The sequence below is a fragment of the Burkholderia sp. BCC0419 genome, assembly GCF_902830285.1.
In the GTDB taxonomy this organism is placed as follows: Bacteria; Pseudomonadota; Gammaproteobacteria; order Burkholderiales; family Burkholderiaceae; genus Burkholderia.
The window spans coordinates 18,518-33,780 of record NZ_CADESR010000010.1 but is presented as its reverse complement, the minus strand read 5'-3'; the positions used below and the strand labels follow the sequence as shown (position 1 = coordinate 33,780).

Genomic DNA, 15,263 nt, shown 5'->3' with positions numbered 1-15,263 from the left:
CGGAGCACACCCCATGCAACTGACAGGAGAGATGCTGATCGGCGCCGAAACGGTGGCCGGCTCGGCCGGAATCTTGCACGCGTTCGATCCGACGAAGGGCGCGCCGATCGACGTCCCGGCGTTCGGCGTCGCGACGCAGGCCGACGTCGACCGCGCGTGCGAACTCGCACGCGACGCGTTCGATGCGTACCGTACGCAGCCGCTCGCGGCTCGCGCGGCGTTTCTCGAAGCGATTGCCGATGAAATCGTCGCGCTCGGCGACGCGCTGATCGAGCGCGCGCATGCCGAAACGGGCCTGCCGGTCGCGCGGCTGCAGGGCGAGCGCGGCCGCACCGTCGGCCAGCTCCGGCTGTTCGCGCGCGTCGTGCGCGACGGGCGTTTCCTCGCCGCGTCGATCGATCCGGCACAGCCGGCACGCACGCCGCTGCCGCGTTCGGACCTGCGGCTGCAGAAAGTCGCGCTCGGGCCCGTCGTCGTGTTCGGCGCGAGCAATTTCCCGCTCGCGTTCTCGGTGGCCGGCGGTGACACCGCGTCGGCACTGGCGGCCGGCTGCCCGGTGATCGTGAAGGCGCACGAGGCGCACCTCGGCACGTCCGAACTGGTCGGCCGTGCGATCCGCGCGGCGGTCGCGAAATGCGGGATGCCGGCCGGCGTGTTCTCGCTGCTGGTCGGCCCCGGCCGTGTGATCGGCGCGGCGCTCGTCGGCCATCCGGCGATCCAGGCCGTCGGCTTCACCGGGTCGCGGCAGGGCGGCATGGCGCTCGTGCAGCACGCGAACGCGCGCCCGCAACCGATTCCCGTCTACGCGGAAATGAGCAGCATCAACCCGGTCGTGCTGTTCCCGGCCGCGCTGGCCGCGCGCGGCGACGCGATCGCGACCGGCTTCGTCGATTCGCTGACGCTCGGCGTCGGCCAGTTCTGTACCAATCCGGGCCTCGTGCTCGCGATCGACGGTCCCGATCTCGACCGCTTCGAGACGGTCGCCGCGCAGGCGCTCGCGAAGAAGCCGGCCGGCGTGATGCTGACGCACGGCATCGCCGACGCGTATCGCAACGGTCGCGGCAAGCTCGCCGAATTGCCGGGCGTGCGCGAAATCGGCGCGGGCGAAGCCGCGCAAACGGAATGCCAGGCGGGCGGCGCGCTGTACGAAGTCGGCGCGCAGGCGTTCCTGGCCGAGCCGGCGTTCAGCCACGAGGTGTTCGGGCCGGCGTCGCTGATCGTGCGCTGCCGCGATCTCGACGAAGTCGCCCGCGTGCTCGACGCACTCGAGGGCCAGTTGACGGCCACGCTGCAGATGGATGCCGACGACAAGCCGCTCGCGCGCCGCCTGCTGCCGATTCTCGAACGCAAGGCCGGCCGCCTGCTCGTCAACGGCTACCCGACCGGCGTCGAGGTGTGCGATGCGATGGTGCACGGCGGGCCGTTCCCCGCGACGTCGAACCCGGCCGTCACGTCGGTCGGCGCGACCGCGATCGAGCGTTTCCTGCGGCCCGTGTGCTATCAGGACTTCCCGGACGACCTGCTGCCCGAAGGGTTGCAGGAGCGCAATCCGCTCGATATTCCGCGGCTGCGGGACGGCAAGGCGGAGTGATGGGGCGGGACGGCTGAACGTATCGTTTCGGCGGCTGAAAGGGCGGCCGCCACGCCGTCCCCGCTACGCCTTTTTCGCATAGGCGCTGCACCAGCCTTTTGCATTGACCTGCTTGCCGCTGAAAATGGTGCACGGTGCCATCGCGGCGCCGGGCTTGCCCTGGAAGAACTGGCAGTTCGCACAGGCCTGGCCCGCCTGAAATTGCGGGAACTTCGCATGGTCGACCCGGCTTGCGTCCGTCTTGTAACCGAGGGCCTGGGCGTTTGCATCGGATTCCTGAACGGCACCGGCCTCTGCCGACGCCGCGCGGCGTCCCAGGGACAGCGCGGATGCCAGCACGGTGGTGGTCGCAATGAAACGTCGGCGTGAAAACTTCATGGCGTTCTCCTTCATGGTTGCGTGAACGGATTGCCCGACGTCATCCGGCCCATCGTGATGCGACGCCTTCGTCGCCGGAGGAAGCGGGCGGCGAAGGGATCAGTGGAAGAAGAGCGTTCGCATGCCGAAGGTATGATGCGCTTCAGCGGCCATCAGCACCATGAGCACCAGCAGGCACAGAGGCGGTATCAGGATCGCGTACACCAGCGCCAGCCGCTCCCACATCATGTGCATGAAAATCGACACGATCAGCCCGGCCTTGGCGATCATGAACACGACGATCAGCGTCCAGCGCAGCAGGCCGTGCACATGGAAGTAATCCACCAGGTACGACATCGTGCTCAGCACGAACAGCAGCCCCCAGATCTTCAGGTAGAGGCCGATCGGATGCTGCTGGCCGTGCGCGGCGTCGGGTCGAGGGGCGGAATCGGTGTGGTCCATGATCTGCCTCACCACAAGTAGAACAGCGCAAAGATGAACACCCACACCAGGTCGACGAAGTGCCAGTACAAGCCGGCAATCTCGACGATCTGGAAGTTGCCGTGCTCGATGAACCCCGGCCGAAGGATCTTGCGCGCGATCAGCAGCAGGTAGATCACGCCGCAGGTCACGTGAAAGCCGTGGAACCCGGTGATCATGAAGAAGCACGCGCCGAACTGCGCGGCACCGAGCGGGTTGCCCCACGGGCGGATGCCTTCATGGGCGATCAGCTTGGTCCATTCGAAGGCCTGCATCGACACGAAGGTCGCGCCCAGCAGCGCGGTCGCCAGCAACAGGGCGGCTGCGCGCCTGGCGTCGCGCCGGTAGCCGAAATTGACGGCCATCGCCATGGTGCCGCTGCTGGTGATCAGCGTGAAGGTCATGATCGCGATCAGCAGCAGCGGCACTTCCACGCCGCCCACGGTGAGCCCGAACACCCTGGAAGGATCGGGCCACGGCACCGTGGTCGACATGCGCACCGTCATGTAGCCGATCAGGAAGCTGCTGAAGACGAAGGTGTCCGACAGCAGGAAGATCCACATCATCGCCTTGCCCCACGGCACCTTGAAGGCGGCGCGGTCGGCCGACCAGTCGGTGACGATGCCGCGCCAGCCGTCGGGTCCGGCATCGGCGGCCGCGGGCGCGGCGGACTCGGGGGGGAGCGTGGGCGAGGTCATGGCGCGGCTCCATACAACGGCCCGCAGATGGCGGCGACGATCCCGGGGGTGAGCCACGACATCGCCGCCAGCAGTACGAGCCAGACAGCCAGCAGGAAATGCCAGTACATCGCGCACAGCGCGATGGCGCGCTGGGCCCGGAACGGGTCCGCGCGCCGGAGCTGCGCGATCGTCAACGCCCAGGCCGCGAGCCCGCCCAGCACGTGCACGCCGTGCAGGCCGGTGAGCAGGTAGAGGAAGCTGTTGGAAGGATTGACGGCGACGGTCTGCCCGGCCGCCGCCAGCATGCGCCACGCGATCAGCTGCCCGATCACGAACACGGCCGCCAGCACGCCGCCGGACACCAGCCACGCCGCGCGGTGCAAGGTCATCTGCCGCGCACGCTGCATGGCGATGCTTGCCAGCACCAGCGCGCCGGTGTTCCACCACAGCAGCGCCGGATGCGGGATCGGCTGCCAGTCGGGCTCGCGCATGCGCATGCCATAGGCGAGCAGCAGCAATGAAAACAACGCCGTCGCCACCGCCATGAAGACGAACAGGCCGATGCGGCTCGCATTCGGCAAGACCGGGCGCGGGTCGGGAACGAAGGGGCGTGGCAGCGTGGTCATTCGCGCACCTCGCCGGGTTGCAGCGTCGGGTGGGCCGGTTCAGGCGCCGTCTCGGGCGGCTCGTTTTGCGGGACGAAGTCTTCCTTGCGCCCCGGCGGGCTGTATTCGTATGCCCAGCGATAGACGACGGGCAGCTCGGCGCCCCAGTTGCCGTGCGCGGGCGGCGTTAGCGGCGTCTGCCATTCCAGCGTGGTGGCCCGCCACGGGTTGCCGTCGGCACGCTTGCCGCGCACGAGACTCCACGCCAGGTTGTACAGGAACAGCAACTGCGCCACCGCGACGATCAGCGCAACGACGGTGATGAACGCGTTGAGGGTTTGCGCCGAATGCGGAATGAAGCTGTAGCCCTCATACGCGTAATACCGCCGCGGCATGCCCATGAGGCCGAGATAGTGCATCGGGAAGTAGATCGCATAGGTGCCGACGAAGGTGGCCCAGAAGTGCGCGCGTCCGAGCCTGTCGTCGAGCATCCGGCCCGTTACCTTCGGATACCAGTGGTAGATGCCGCCGAACACCACCAGGATCGGCGAGACGGCCATCACCATATGGAAGTGCGCCACCACGAAGTACGTATTCGACAGCGGAATGTCCACGCTCACGTTGCCGAGGTAGAGGCCGGTCAGCCCGCCCAGCACGAAGGTGCTGATGAAGCCGATCGCGAACAGCATCGGCACGGTCAGGTGGATATCGCCGCGCCACAGCGTCAGCACCCAGTTGTAGACCTTGAGGGCGGTCGGCACGGCGATGACGAGCGTGGTGGTGGCGAAGAAAAAGCCGAAGTACGGATTCATGCCGGAGATGAACATGTGGTGCGCCCAGACCACGAAGCTCAGTACGCCGATGATGACGATGGCCCATACCATCATCCTGTAGCCGAAGATGTTCTTGCGCGCGTGCGTGCTGATGAGATCCGACACGATGCCGAAGGCCGGCAGCGCGACGATGTAGACCTCCGGATGCCCGAAGAACCAGAACAGGTGCTGGAACAGCAGCGGGCTGCCGCCGGCATGCTTGAGCGTCTGCCCCATCGACACCACGGCCGGCATGAAGAAGCTGGTGCCGAGCGTCCTGTCGAGCAGCATCATCACCGCCGACACGAACAGCGCCGGAAACGCCAGCAGCGCCAGGATGGTCGCGACGAAGATGCCCCACACCGTGAGCGGCATGCGCATCAGCGTCATGCCGCGCGTGCGCGCCTGCAGCGTGGTGGTGACGTAATTCAGGCCGCCCATCGTGGCCGCGACGATGAAGATCGCCAGCGACACCAGCATCAGCACGATGCCCCATTCCACGCCCGGCGTGCCCGGCAGGATGGCCTGCGGCGGATACAGCGTCCAGCCTGCGCCGGTCGGCCCGCCCGGCACGAAGAAGCTCGCCACCAGCACCAGCACGGCCAGCAGGTAGACCCAGAAGCTCAGCATGTTGAGAAACGGGAACACCATGTCGCGCGCGCCCAGCATCAGCGGGATCAGGTAGTTGCCGAAGCCGCCCAGAAACAGCGCCGTCAGCAGGTAGATCACCATGATCATCCCGTGCATGGTGACGAACTGGTAGTAATGGTTGGCGTCGATGAAACTGAACTTGCCGGGAAAGCCGAGCTGCAATCGCATCAGGTCGGACAATACGAGGCCGACCAGGCCGATGGCGATGGCCGTCAGCGAATACTGCACGGCGATGACCTTGTGGTCCTGGCTCCAGACATAGCGGGTCCAGAAGCTGTGCGGGGCGTGATCGGTGTGCGCGTAGGTCATGGCGTCTGCTCCGCTAGGGCTGGCGGTTGGCCGCGCTGCTGGCAGCCGGGCCGCCTTGCGATTCGATGTAGGTCACCAGCGCGGTCAGCTCCTGCTCGCTCAGGTCGAAACGCGGCATGATGGGTGAATAGCCCTTCACGACGCGGGCCGTCGGGTTGCGGATGAAGGCGCGCAGATAGGCTTCGTCCACCTTTGCGGTGCTGCCGTCGGCCATCGTTTCGGTCTTGCCGTACAGGCCTTTCCAGGTCGGGCCGACGCGAGGACTGCCGTCCACGGTATGGCAGGCGAAACAGCCCTTGGCCGCCGCGAGCGCCTTGCCCTGGTCAGCCAGCGCCTGCGCGCTGCCGCCTGCCGTGGCCGCCGCGGCCTGCACCCTGGCCTGCTGCCGCTGCGCGAACGTGCTCTGCTGCGCCAGCCAGCGCGAGAACGATGCCTCGTCTTCCACCACCACCACGCCGCGCATGCTGGCGTGCCCGATACCGCAAAGCTGCGCGCACAGGATGTCGTAACGCCCCGCCTTGGTCGGCGTGAACCAGAAGGTGGTCACCATGCCGGGCACCATGTTCATGCGCGCACGGAACGGCGGTACGTAGAAGTCGTGCAGCACGTCGCGCGAGCGTGCCAGGACCTGGATCGGCCGGTTGAGCGGCAGGTGTACCTCGGGCGTCTCGATCAGGTAATTGTCGCGGCCGTTGGGGTCGGCGGGGTTCAGGCCGAAGGGGTTGTCGTTGCTGATGTAGCGCACGTCGGTCGTGCCCAGCTTGCCGCCGGGGCCGGCGAAGCGGAAGCGCCATTGCCATTGCTGGCCGACCACCTCCATCCGCAGCACGTTGCGCGGCGGCTGGATGTAGTCCGCATAGACGAAGAGGCCCGGTGCCAGCAACGCCGCCACGCCGACGGCGGTCAGGCCGATCAGCCACCATTCCAGCCGCCTGTTGTGGGGCTCGTAGGCCGCGCGATGCCCGCCGCGGTGGCGGTAGCGCACCAGTGCGAGCACGACGAACAGGTTGATCACGATGAAGAGCGCGCCGGTAATGACGATCGTGATCGTCAGCATGTCGTCCATGCGTACCCAGTTCGACGCGATCGGCGTGATCCACCAGGGACTGGCAAAGTGGAACCCCACCGCCACTATGACGATCAGGACCAGGGCAATCGCAAGCGCCATAAGCCGCCTCGCCGCATGTCACTCGCCGGGGTCGCCGACAAGCGCTCCTGGCGTCTTTGTGCCGCCGTGCCGTACTTCGTCTTGTTTTTTTGCCGGCAGTCTGCCAGGACCGATTGGCCGAGCGTCGCGAGCGGCTCTTAAGAAAAGGTAGTCCTCTCCTCTGCATCGTGCAAGGCAGTGAGGGGAAGCACCCCCCTATGCGCATCGCTCGAATGGACGCGTCGCTTGCCGCGATGAAAATGCAAAACAGCCGCCTCCGGCATGGTTGTCGAGGCGGCCGTCTCGCGCGGCGGGAAGAAGCGGCGTGTCAGTGCATCTCGCTCTGCTTGCGTCGTTCAAGGATGCCGTAGACGACGGCGGTGACCACACCGAACAGCAGGTTTGCCAGCAAGGGTCCGGAACCCCGCTCCGAGACGAACCATGGGAACACGGCCGTCATCACATGGAAGTTCCACACATACGCGACGATCCCGAAGGCCAGCCCGATGACGGCCTCCATGCCCACACTCGAATCGAAGCGGAACGGGGCCATGATCGCAGCGAGAATCATCCCCATGATGGTGCCGAACACGTAGTGCAATACCAGCGCCGTTCCCACGATGCCAAAGCTGAAAACCGACATGTGTTCGAGTGCACTGCGGCCCATCACCATTGCCGCGATCTTGTGGGTCGGTTGCCACGGACTTTCATCGAGCACCATGGTCGACCAGAAGAATTCGAGCACGATCACCAGGGCGCCACCCGCGAGACCGGCCACGGCGGCAGCGAGCCAGTCCGGCGTGCGCCGCTGCCAATGGTGTGATTGAATGTGCAGTTCCATACGACCTCCTCTCCTGCGTGGACGGGTGCCAATTTCACACTGGCCCGACGCAGCACGCTCGATGTAGAGACAGCCTCAGGTGCCGTGCATGCCGGTTTTAGAGTGTCAGGGGAAGGCCGGTGTCGTAGGATCGGCGCCTTCCAGATCCGCCTTCGGAAAATGCTCGGCGATCATCTGCTCGATTTCCTGCTCTCGTAATGCCGGCACATCGGCCATGATCAGAATCTGGCCTTCCCGTATCGCTTCTCGAAATCGCTGGAGTCGCGCGTTCGGCTCGGAGATGCCGATCATCCCGGCCGTCCACGCTCCGAAGCCGGCTCCCGCCACCGTCAATGCGACGACGGCGCCGCCCGCAATCACGAGCTCCGCAGGGGGGAATACAAGCGCGACGAGGCCGATAAGCGCGCCCGTCGCACCACCGAGTGCAACGCCGCGCTCGAGCGCGTGCACGACATCGCTGCTTTGCAGCAATGACGCTTCGGGCAACTGATCAAGTGTGACGCTGTGATCGGCGAGGACGTGGATGTGGCGCCAGATGATGCGTGCGCGCAGCAAGTCATCGACGATCGCCTTCGCCATCTGAGTATCGGGTACGAGGAAATAAAGGCGTCTCATGCCAGCCTCCTTTTTGCCGTCAACTCATTCTGACGGAAGTATTTTTTATTCTATGTCAGCATCGGCCGCGCGGTACGTGCATGCATGCGTAGGTGCTTTTACCGTCCCGGTGCAGTCGTTCGACACGCGTGGCATGCGTGTTTGAAGAGCGGCGGTAGGCGACGTGCACTGAATCGTGTGAAGAACTTTTGTGGCAAGACGACGGCGTGAAGTCGTCCAGTGCGTCTAGCCTTTGCGCCACGCTCCAGGTCCGCCGGTGTCCGATGCAAACGGAAGCACCGACAAGAGCCATCCCGCCTCGAATCGAGCGCGCGGAACGGTCCCGATACCGGGTTCAGTGGCGTCGAGCCGGCGAGTCGCCGCACACTTTCGCGCGCAATCGGCGCACGCAGCACCTCTCTGGCCTGTGCCGATGTTTGCGACGCGCATCGTCGCCCGTGCCTTCCCGGCGACCCGATTTTCTCCTACAGTAGCGAAGCCTCGGGCCGTCCGGCCCGCAGGCGAGCCTGAGAGACGCACAAGACCAACAAGGAACCATCCGATGAATATCAGCAAGCGTGGCGACCACCTGTTCGCGGCCGGGTTGTGGAAAGCGATCGGCGACGTCGCGAAATCGGTCCGTACCCAGATCGGCGAATACAGCGAAGGGCGCGTGCTGGCCGACGCGCTGTTCGAACTGCAGCGCGAGCTGGGCGGCGGCGAATTCGACGTGACGATCAACCAGGGGCGGCCCGTCGCGGGCGCCGATGCGCATTCGGTGATCTTCGGCTCGGCCGTCCGGCGCTTCAAGCTCGACATGGAGGCGGTGGTGTTCGCGCTGAAGCACCGCCGCAGCATCGACGCGCCCGACGGCGCGCAGCGCGCCGAAGCGCTCACGCAGGCCAACACGCATCTCGCGACCGCGAAGCAGTACGCAATATTCACGGTCGGGCGGTTCTTCGATGCGGTGGTCGACCGCGATGTGCTGGAACAGATCGTGGGCGCCGAGTCGCCGACGCGCGGCCGGCCGGTCGCGGCACGCAAGGGGATCGACGAGACGCAGCGCACGCTCACCGGTGTGCGCCAGCGGATCATCGGCGCGATCGCACAGATGTGACGGCCGCGCCGCGCGGCCATCGCGTGATGCGGATACGGAGTGGGGGGGCGGCGCGGCGCCGATGAAGGCCCGCGCCGCCGGCGAACCCGCTTGCTGCTTACTGCGGGCCCATTTTCTTGATCAGCACGTCGAGCTCGGCCGCTTCGGCTTCAGTGAGATCGACGAGCGGTGCGCGCACCGGGCCCGCGTCGTGGCCGACGAGCTTCGCGCCCGCCTTCACGATGCTGACCGCGTAGCCGGCGCGGCGATTGCGGATATTCAGGTACGGCAGGAAGAACTCGTCGATCAGGCGGCCGACCGTCGCGTGGTCGTCCTTCGCGATCGCTTCGTAGAACTCCATCGCCGTCTTCGGGATGAAGTTGAACACGGCCGACGAGTACACCGGCACGCCGAGCGCCTTGTACGCGGCTGCATAGACTTCAGCCGTCGGCAGGCCGCCGAGGTACGCGAACCGATCGCCGAGGCGGCGGCGGATCGTGACCATGCTCTCGATTTCGCCGACGCCGTCCTTGAAGCCGATCAGGTTCGGGCAACGGTCGGCGAGACGTTCGAGCATGTCCGCATTCAGCTTCGAATTCGCACGGTTGTACACCACGACGCCGATCTTCAGCGCGCGGCACACTTGCTCGACGTGGTCGGCGATCCCTTCCTGGCTCGCTTCGGTCAGGTAGTGCGGCATCAGCAGCACGCCGCTCGCGCCGAGGCGCTCGGCTTCCTGCGCATATTCGATCGCGACGCGCGTCGCGCCGCCCGCGCCGGCGAGGATCGGCACCTTGCCCTTGCAGGTTTCCGTCGCGACGCGGATCACGTCCGAATACTCGCGCTGCGTGAGCGAGAAGAATTCGCCGGTGCCGCCGGCCGCGAACAGCGCGCTCGCGCCATACGGCGCCAGCCATTCGAGGCGCTCGGCATAGGTGGTCGGGCGGAAGCTGCCGTCGGCGTCGAAATCCGTCAGCGGAAACGACAGCAGGCCGTGGGAGATGATCTGTTTGAGTTCTTGCGGTGAAGTCATGGTTGGGTCGTCCGTCTAGCGCGAGTGCGGGGTTCGTCGGTACGGCATCCGAGCCATAGTGGCGATGTCGTTGTATGTCATCGTACAACGCAAGAAAGAGCGGCGCAAGCGGTTTGCTGGCGGGCCAAGGGTAGGGTCTTTCCGGATAAGGGTTTACGCAGCATCGTCGATTGAGGTTGAATGTCGTATGATGACTAACGATATCGCAGCGTGCTTCCAGGAATTCCGATGACTGCTTCCCCTCTCTACATCCGCGTGCATCCGGACGACAACGTCGCGATCGTCGTCAATGACGGCGGTTTGCCCGAAGGCGCGACGTTCGCCGACGGGCTGACGCTGTGCGAAGGCGTGCCGCAGGGACACAAGGTCGCGCTCGTCGACCTCGCGGCTGGCGACCCGGTTATTCGCTACAACGTGGTGATCGGCTATGCGCTGACCGACCTGCGCCGCGGCAGCTGGGTCAACGAGCGCACGATGCGCATGCCCGAGCCGCCGGGCCTCGACGATCTGCCGCTCGCCACGCGTGCCGCGCCGCCGCTCGAGCCGCTCGAAGGCTATACGTTCGAGGGCTTCCGCAATGCCGACGGCTCGGTCGGCACGCGCAACATCCTCGCGATCACGACGACCGTGCAGTGCGTGTCGGGCGTCGTCGAGCATGCGGTGAAGCGGATCAAGGACGAACTGCTGCCGCGCTACCCGAACGTCGACGACGTGGTCGGGCTCGAGCACACGTACGGCTGCGGCGTCGCGATCGATGCGCCTGACGCCGACATCCCGATCCGCACGCTGCGCAACATCAGCCTGAATCCGAACTTCGGCGGCGAAGTGATGACGGTGAGCCTCGGCTGCGAGAAGCTGCAGCCGGAGCGGCTGCTGCCGCCCGGCGCGATTCCGGTGGCGGCCGACGGCGCCACCGACAACGGCGGCGTCGTATGCCTGCAGGACGCCGCGCACGTCGGCTTCAACTCGATGATCGACTCGATCATGAAGATGGCCGAATCGCATCTCGAGCGGCTGAACCGCCGCCGTCGCGAAACCTGCCCCGCGTCGGATCTCGTCGTCGGCGTGCAGTGCGGCGGCAGCGACGCGTTCTCGGGGCTCACCGCGAACCCGGCGGTCGGCTTCGCGGCCGACCTGCTGGTGCGGGCGGGCGCGACGATCATGTTCTCGGAAGTGACCGAAGTGCGCGACGGCGTCGCGCAGCTCACGTCGCGCGCGGCGAACGAGGACGTTGCCCGCGAGATCATCCGCGAGATGGACTGGTACGACCGCTACCTGGAGCGCGGCCGCGTCGACCGCAGCGCGAACACGACGCCCGGCAACAAGAAGGGCGGGCTGTCGAACATCGTCGAGAAGGCGATGGGTTCGATCGTGAAGTCGGGCAGCGCGCCGATCGCCGGCGTCGTGCGCCCCGGCGATCGCGCGCGGCAGAAGGGGCTGCTGTATGCGGCCACGCCCGCGAGCGATTTCATCTGCGGCACGCTGCAGCTCGCGGCGGGGATGAACCTGCATATTTTCACGACCGGCCGCGGCACGCCGTACGGGCTCGCGCAGGTGCCGGTGATCAAGGTCGCGACGCGCAGCGATCTCGCGCGCCGCTGGCACGACCTGATGGATCTCGACGCGGGGCAGATCGCGACCGGCGCGGCGACGATCGAGGACACGGGCTGGGCACTGTTCCGGCTGATGCTCGACGTCGCCAGCGGCAAGCGCCGCACGTGGGCCGAGCAATGGAAGCTTGCGAATGCGCTGACGCTGTTCAATCCGGCGCCGGTGACCTGACGCGCGCGCGGTGGTTGCGGCAAGACGATGCGGGCGCCTCGGGCGTCCGTTTTCTTTTTGGGCGGCGCACGCGCGATTTCCTTACCTCCCGCGTAATCGACCGCCCGCGCGAGCCCGGCGACGATAGCGGCACGCGGATCCGAAACGTCCGCGACATCGTCCGTCACCGACACAAGGAGCCTCGCCATGAACACCGCTCAATCCGCCTCGTCCGTTCACGCCGACCTGATCGACCGCTACTTCGCCGCCTGGAACGAGCCCGACGTCGCGCGCCGCCGCGCGCTGATCGACGCGACGTACGCGAGCGACGCGGCCTATCGCGATCCGCTGATGGCCGGCGACGGCCACGCGGGCATCGACACGATGATCGCGGCCGTGCAGCAACGTTTCCCCGCGTACCGCTTTCGCCGTACGACCGACGTCGACGCGTTCGGCCAGCACCTGCGATTCTCGTGGGCGCTCGTGTCGCCCGACGGGGCGGCGATCGTGAAGGGCTCGGACTTCGGCACCGTCGACGCATCGGGCCGCCTCGCATCGGTCACGGGTTTCATCGACGAAATGCCGGCCGCGGCGTCGTGACGCGAACGGCACATGCGCAGCGGCCGCCGGGATCGGGTAACGTTATGCGATTCGTTCCTGAACCCGGAGACTTGCCCACATGTTGAAGAATCTCGACCCGCTGCTGCACGCCGACATCCTGCACACGCTGCGCGCGATGGGCCACGGTGACGAAATCGCGATCTGCGATGCGAATTTCCCGGCGGAATCCGTCGCGGAGCACACGGTGGTCGGCCGCGCGCTGCGGATCGACGGCGCCGATTCGGCGCGCGTCGTGCGCGCGGTGCTGTCCGTGCTGCCGCTCGATACGTTCGTCGACACGCCCGCGTGGCGGATGGAAGTCGTCGGCGACGCGGCCGCGGTGCCGCCCGTGCAGCGCGAAGTGCAGGCCGAGATCGACCGCGCGGAAGGGCGCACGGTGCCGCTGACCGGCGTCGAACGTTTCGCGTTCTACGAGCGTGCGCAGCAGGCGTATGCGGTGATCGTCACCGGCGAAACGCGCGGCTACGGCTGCTTCATCTTCAAGAAGGGCGTGCTGTTGAGCGACGCGGGCTAAACGCGTCTTTCTGCGCGTCGGGCCGCCGCAGTGTAAAGATTTGCTACAACCTTTTTCTTGGACACGGCGAAAAGACCCTCTATGCTGGCCCATTTGCCGCGCGCCCTCCCGGGCCGCGCGGCGCCGAACCGCACGGGCGCGCCCGCAGCGGGCGGCCGAATTGCATACGAGGAGAGAGGCATGACGCGTACCGTCGATTCCGGCGTCATTTTTTTCGCACGCCTGGCGCTGGCGGCGTTGTTCTTGTGGGGCGGCATCATGAAGCTGCTCGGCTACGGCGACTTCGTCGCGTATCTGCACACGATGAACGTGCCCTATCAACAGGTCGTCGCGCCGATCGTCGTCGCGATCGAGGGGCTGGGCGGCCTGCTGTTGATCGTCGGCTACAAGGTACGGCCGCTCGCGTTGCTGATGGCGGTCTACACGATCGCGACCGCGATGGTCGGGCACAATTTCTGGGACGCGACCAACGCCGCCGTCCAGCACGACATGGTGATTCACTTCTGGAAGAACGTCGCGATCGCCGGCGGGTTCCTGCTGCTGTTCGTCACCGGCGCCGGCGGCGCGAGCATCGACGCGCTGCGCCGGCCGAGTTCGTCGTACGGCGTGCTGCGCTGAACTGAACGCCACCGCGCCGGGGCAAAACAAAAGGGCCGAATCCCGCACGCCGCGGGATTTGGCCCTTCGTTCATCCGGCCGGCGCGTGCGCGCCGACGTTCAGCGTGCGTCTTTCACGTCCTTCGCATCCTTCGAGAACTGCACGGCGATCGCGCCGAGCACGCAGATCGCCGCGACGTACACGACCGGCGCGAGCGGATTCGACTTCATCATCAGCGACACGATCACCGGCGTGAGGCCGCCGAAGATCGCATACGCGACGTTGTACGAGAACGAGATGCCCGAGAAGCGCACGACGGCCGGGAAGCTCCTGACCATCACGAACGGCACCGCGCCGATCGTGCCGACCATGAAGCCAGCGATCCCGTAGTAGAGCGGCAGCGTCGACGCATCGGCCGCGACCTGCACGAACAGCAGGTAGTAGCACGCGGCCAGCCCGATGCCGCCGATGCCGAGCACGCGCTTCGCGCCGATGCGGCCCGCGAGCGAACCCGCGGTGATGCAACCGGCCGTCAGGCACAGCGTCGCAATGCTGTTCGCGAACAGCGTGGTTGCGGGCGCCAGGTGGAACTGCTTCTGCAGCAGCGCGGGCGTCATCAGGATCACGACGACGATCGCGGCCGACAGCATCCACGTGAGCAGCATCGACACGATCACCGCGCGGCCGTGGTCGCGCAACACCGCCTTCAGCGGAATCTCGGCCGCGAGCGCCTTCTTCGCCTTCATCTCGGCGAACACCGGCGTTTCATGCAGCCAGCGGCGCAAGTACACGGAGAACAGCCCGAACACGCCGCCGAGCAGGAACGGGATGCGCCACGCGAACGCGCCGACTTCGGCCGTCGAGTAGCGGCTGTTGATGCCAGCCGCGACGAGCGACCCGAGCAGGATGCCGGCCGTCAGGCCCGCGGTCAGCGTGCCGCATGCGTAGCCGATATGGCGCGACGGCACGTGCTCGGACACGAACACCCACGCGCCCGGCACTTCGCCGCCGACCGCCGCGCCCTGCAGCACGCGGAACAGCAGCAGCAACACCGGCGCGAGGATGCCGATCGTGTCGTAGGTCGGCAGCATGCCCATCAGCAGCGTCGGCACCGACATCATCAGCACGCTCAGCGTGAACATCCGCTTGCGGCCGAACAGGTCGCCGAAGTGCGCCATGATCACGCCGCCGAGCGGGCGCGCGAGATAGCCGGCCGCGAAGATGCCGAACGTCTGCAACTGGCGCAGCCAGTCGGGAATGTCGTGCGGGAAGAACAGTTGTCCTATCGCCGGTGCGAAGAACACGAAGATGATGAAGTCGTAGAACTCGAGGGCGCCGCCGAGTGCGGCAAGGCCAAGGGTCTTGTAGTCGCTGCGCGTGAGCGCGCGTTCGGCGGCGCGAGGCACGCCGCTCAATTCGGAAGCTTGCATGGTCAGGACGATCGGTTTTCGAATGTAGTTGTCGGTGCTGCGTCTCCAGGGCCCGCTATCGGCATGGACTGACAAGGCGCGGCTTGCGTCGTCGAAGCGTGCCGCGTGCCGGGTGAGGCACGAAACACGCGCCGCCGCACCGG

16 protein-coding genes are annotated in these 15,263 nt (G+C 66.5%); 6 read left to right on the top strand and 10 right to left on the bottom strand.

The window, feature by feature from the left end; translation table 11 throughout:
- The first annotated feature begins 13 nt into the window (after window positions 1–13).
- A complete protein-coding gene (locus HWW87_RS30920) occupies window positions 14–1,591 on the top strand; it encodes an aldehyde dehydrogenase (NADP(+)) (RefSeq protein ID WP_175823477.1) in 1,578 nt (525 codons plus the stop codon).
- Between the two features lie 63 nt (window positions 1,592–1,654).
- Here HWW87_RS30920 and HWW87_RS30915 read toward each other — a convergent pair whose 3' ends face one another.
- The 8 genes from HWW87_RS30915 to HWW87_RS30880 all read right to left on the bottom strand — a co-directional run bounded on the left by HWW87_RS30915 (window position 1,655) and on the right by HWW87_RS30880 (window position 8,088).
- A complete protein-coding gene (locus HWW87_RS30915) occupies window positions 1,655–1,969 on the bottom strand; it encodes a high-potential iron-sulfur protein (protein WP_175823476.1) in 315 nt (104 codons plus the stop codon).
- Between the two features lie 99 nt (window positions 1,970–2,068).
- Window positions 2,069–2,410, bottom strand: coding sequence for a cytochrome C oxidase subunit IV family protein (locus HWW87_RS30910; protein WP_121861385.1), 342 nt, complete (start codon window positions 2,408–2,410; stop codon window positions 2,069–2,071).
- 8 nt (window positions 2,411–2,418) lie between these two features.
- Window positions 2,419–3,126: a heme-copper oxidase subunit III family protein gene (locus HWW87_RS30905; protein WP_175823475.1), complete on the bottom strand. Its 708-nt coding sequence runs from the start codon at window positions 3,124–3,126 to the stop codon at window positions 2,419–2,421.
- On the bottom strand, window positions 3,123–3,734 hold the full coding sequence (locus HWW87_RS30900; protein ID WP_175823474.1) for a cytochrome c oxidase subunit 3: 612 nt from the start codon (window positions 3,732–3,734) through the stop codon (window positions 3,123–3,125). The genes HWW87_RS30905 and HWW87_RS30900 overlap by 4 nt, the downstream gene beginning before the upstream one ends.
- A complete protein-coding gene (ctaD, locus tag HWW87_RS30895; RefSeq protein WP_175823473.1) occupies window positions 3,731–5,485 on the bottom strand; it encodes a cytochrome c oxidase subunit I in 1,755 nt (584 codons plus the stop codon). The genes HWW87_RS30900 and ctaD overlap by 4 nt, the downstream gene beginning before the upstream one ends.
- A 13-nt stretch (window positions 5,486–5,498) precedes the next feature.
- Window positions 5,499–6,653: a c-type cytochrome gene (locus HWW87_RS30890; protein WP_175823472.1), complete on the bottom strand. Its 1,155-nt coding sequence runs from the start codon at window positions 6,651–6,653 to the stop codon at window positions 5,499–5,501.
- Between the two features lie 307 nt (window positions 6,654–6,960).
- A complete protein-coding gene (locus HWW87_RS30885; RefSeq protein ID WP_175823471.1) occupies window positions 6,961–7,473 on the bottom strand; it encodes a hypothetical protein in 513 nt (170 codons plus the stop codon).
- A 105-nt stretch (window positions 7,474–7,578) separates the two neighbouring features.
- Window positions 7,579–8,088: a DUF1269 domain-containing protein gene (locus HWW87_RS30880; protein ID WP_174391129.1), complete on the bottom strand. Its 510-nt coding sequence runs from the start codon at window positions 8,086–8,088 to the stop codon at window positions 7,579–7,581.
- Window positions 8,089–8,629: 541 nt separating this feature from the next.
- Between HWW87_RS30880 and HWW87_RS30875 the strand changes: the two genes are divergently transcribed.
- Entirely contained in the window at window positions 8,630–9,184 is a 555-nt protein-coding gene (locus HWW87_RS30875) for a hypothetical protein (RefSeq protein WP_175823470.1), read from the top strand.
- A gap of 97 nt (window positions 9,185–9,281) precedes the next feature.
- On the opposite strand, the gene kdgD is transcribed toward HWW87_RS30875, so the two are convergent.
- Window positions 9,282–10,196, bottom strand: a complete 915-nt coding sequence (kdgD, locus tag HWW87_RS30870; RefSeq protein WP_175823469.1) for a 5-dehydro-4-deoxyglucarate dehydratase — start codon at window positions 10,194–10,196, stop codon at window positions 9,282–9,284.
- 228 nt (window positions 10,197–10,424) lie between these two features.
- On the opposite strand from kdgD, the gene garD reads away from it, so the two are divergent.
- The 4 genes from garD to HWW87_RS30850 all read left to right on the top strand — a co-directional run bounded on the left by garD (window position 10,425) and on the right by HWW87_RS30850 (window position 13,710).
- On the top strand, window positions 10,425–11,978 hold the full coding sequence (gene garD / locus HWW87_RS30865; RefSeq protein WP_175823468.1) for a galactarate dehydratase: 1,554 nt from the start codon (window positions 10,425–10,427) through the stop codon (window positions 11,976–11,978).
- 186 nt (window positions 11,979–12,164) lie between these two features.
- Window positions 12,165–12,557: a nuclear transport factor 2 family protein gene (locus tag HWW87_RS30860; protein ID WP_175823467.1), complete on the top strand. Its 393-nt coding sequence runs from the start codon at window positions 12,165–12,167 to the stop codon at window positions 12,555–12,557.
- 79 nt (window positions 12,558–12,636) lie between these two features.
- Window positions 12,637–13,092 (top strand): RbsD/FucU family protein, encoded by a 456-nt coding sequence (locus HWW87_RS30855; protein ID WP_174434526.1) that lies wholly within the window; start codon window positions 12,637–12,639, stop codon window positions 13,090–13,092.
- A gap of 180 nt (window positions 13,093–13,272) precedes the next feature.
- The gene (locus HWW87_RS30850) at window positions 13,273–13,710 is read left to right on the top strand and encodes a DoxX family protein (protein ID WP_175823466.1); all 438 of its coding nucleotides are present in this window, start codon (window positions 13,273–13,275) and stop codon (window positions 13,708–13,710) included.
- Window positions 13,711–13,809: 99 nt separating this feature from the next.
- Here the strand turns inward: HWW87_RS30850 and HWW87_RS30845 are convergent, their stop codons facing one another.
- Window positions 13,810–15,120: an MFS transporter gene (locus tag HWW87_RS30845; RefSeq protein ID WP_175823465.1), complete on the bottom strand. Its 1,311-nt coding sequence runs from the start codon at window positions 15,118–15,120 to the stop codon at window positions 13,810–13,812.
- Window positions 15,121–15,263: the final 143 nt, after the last annotated feature.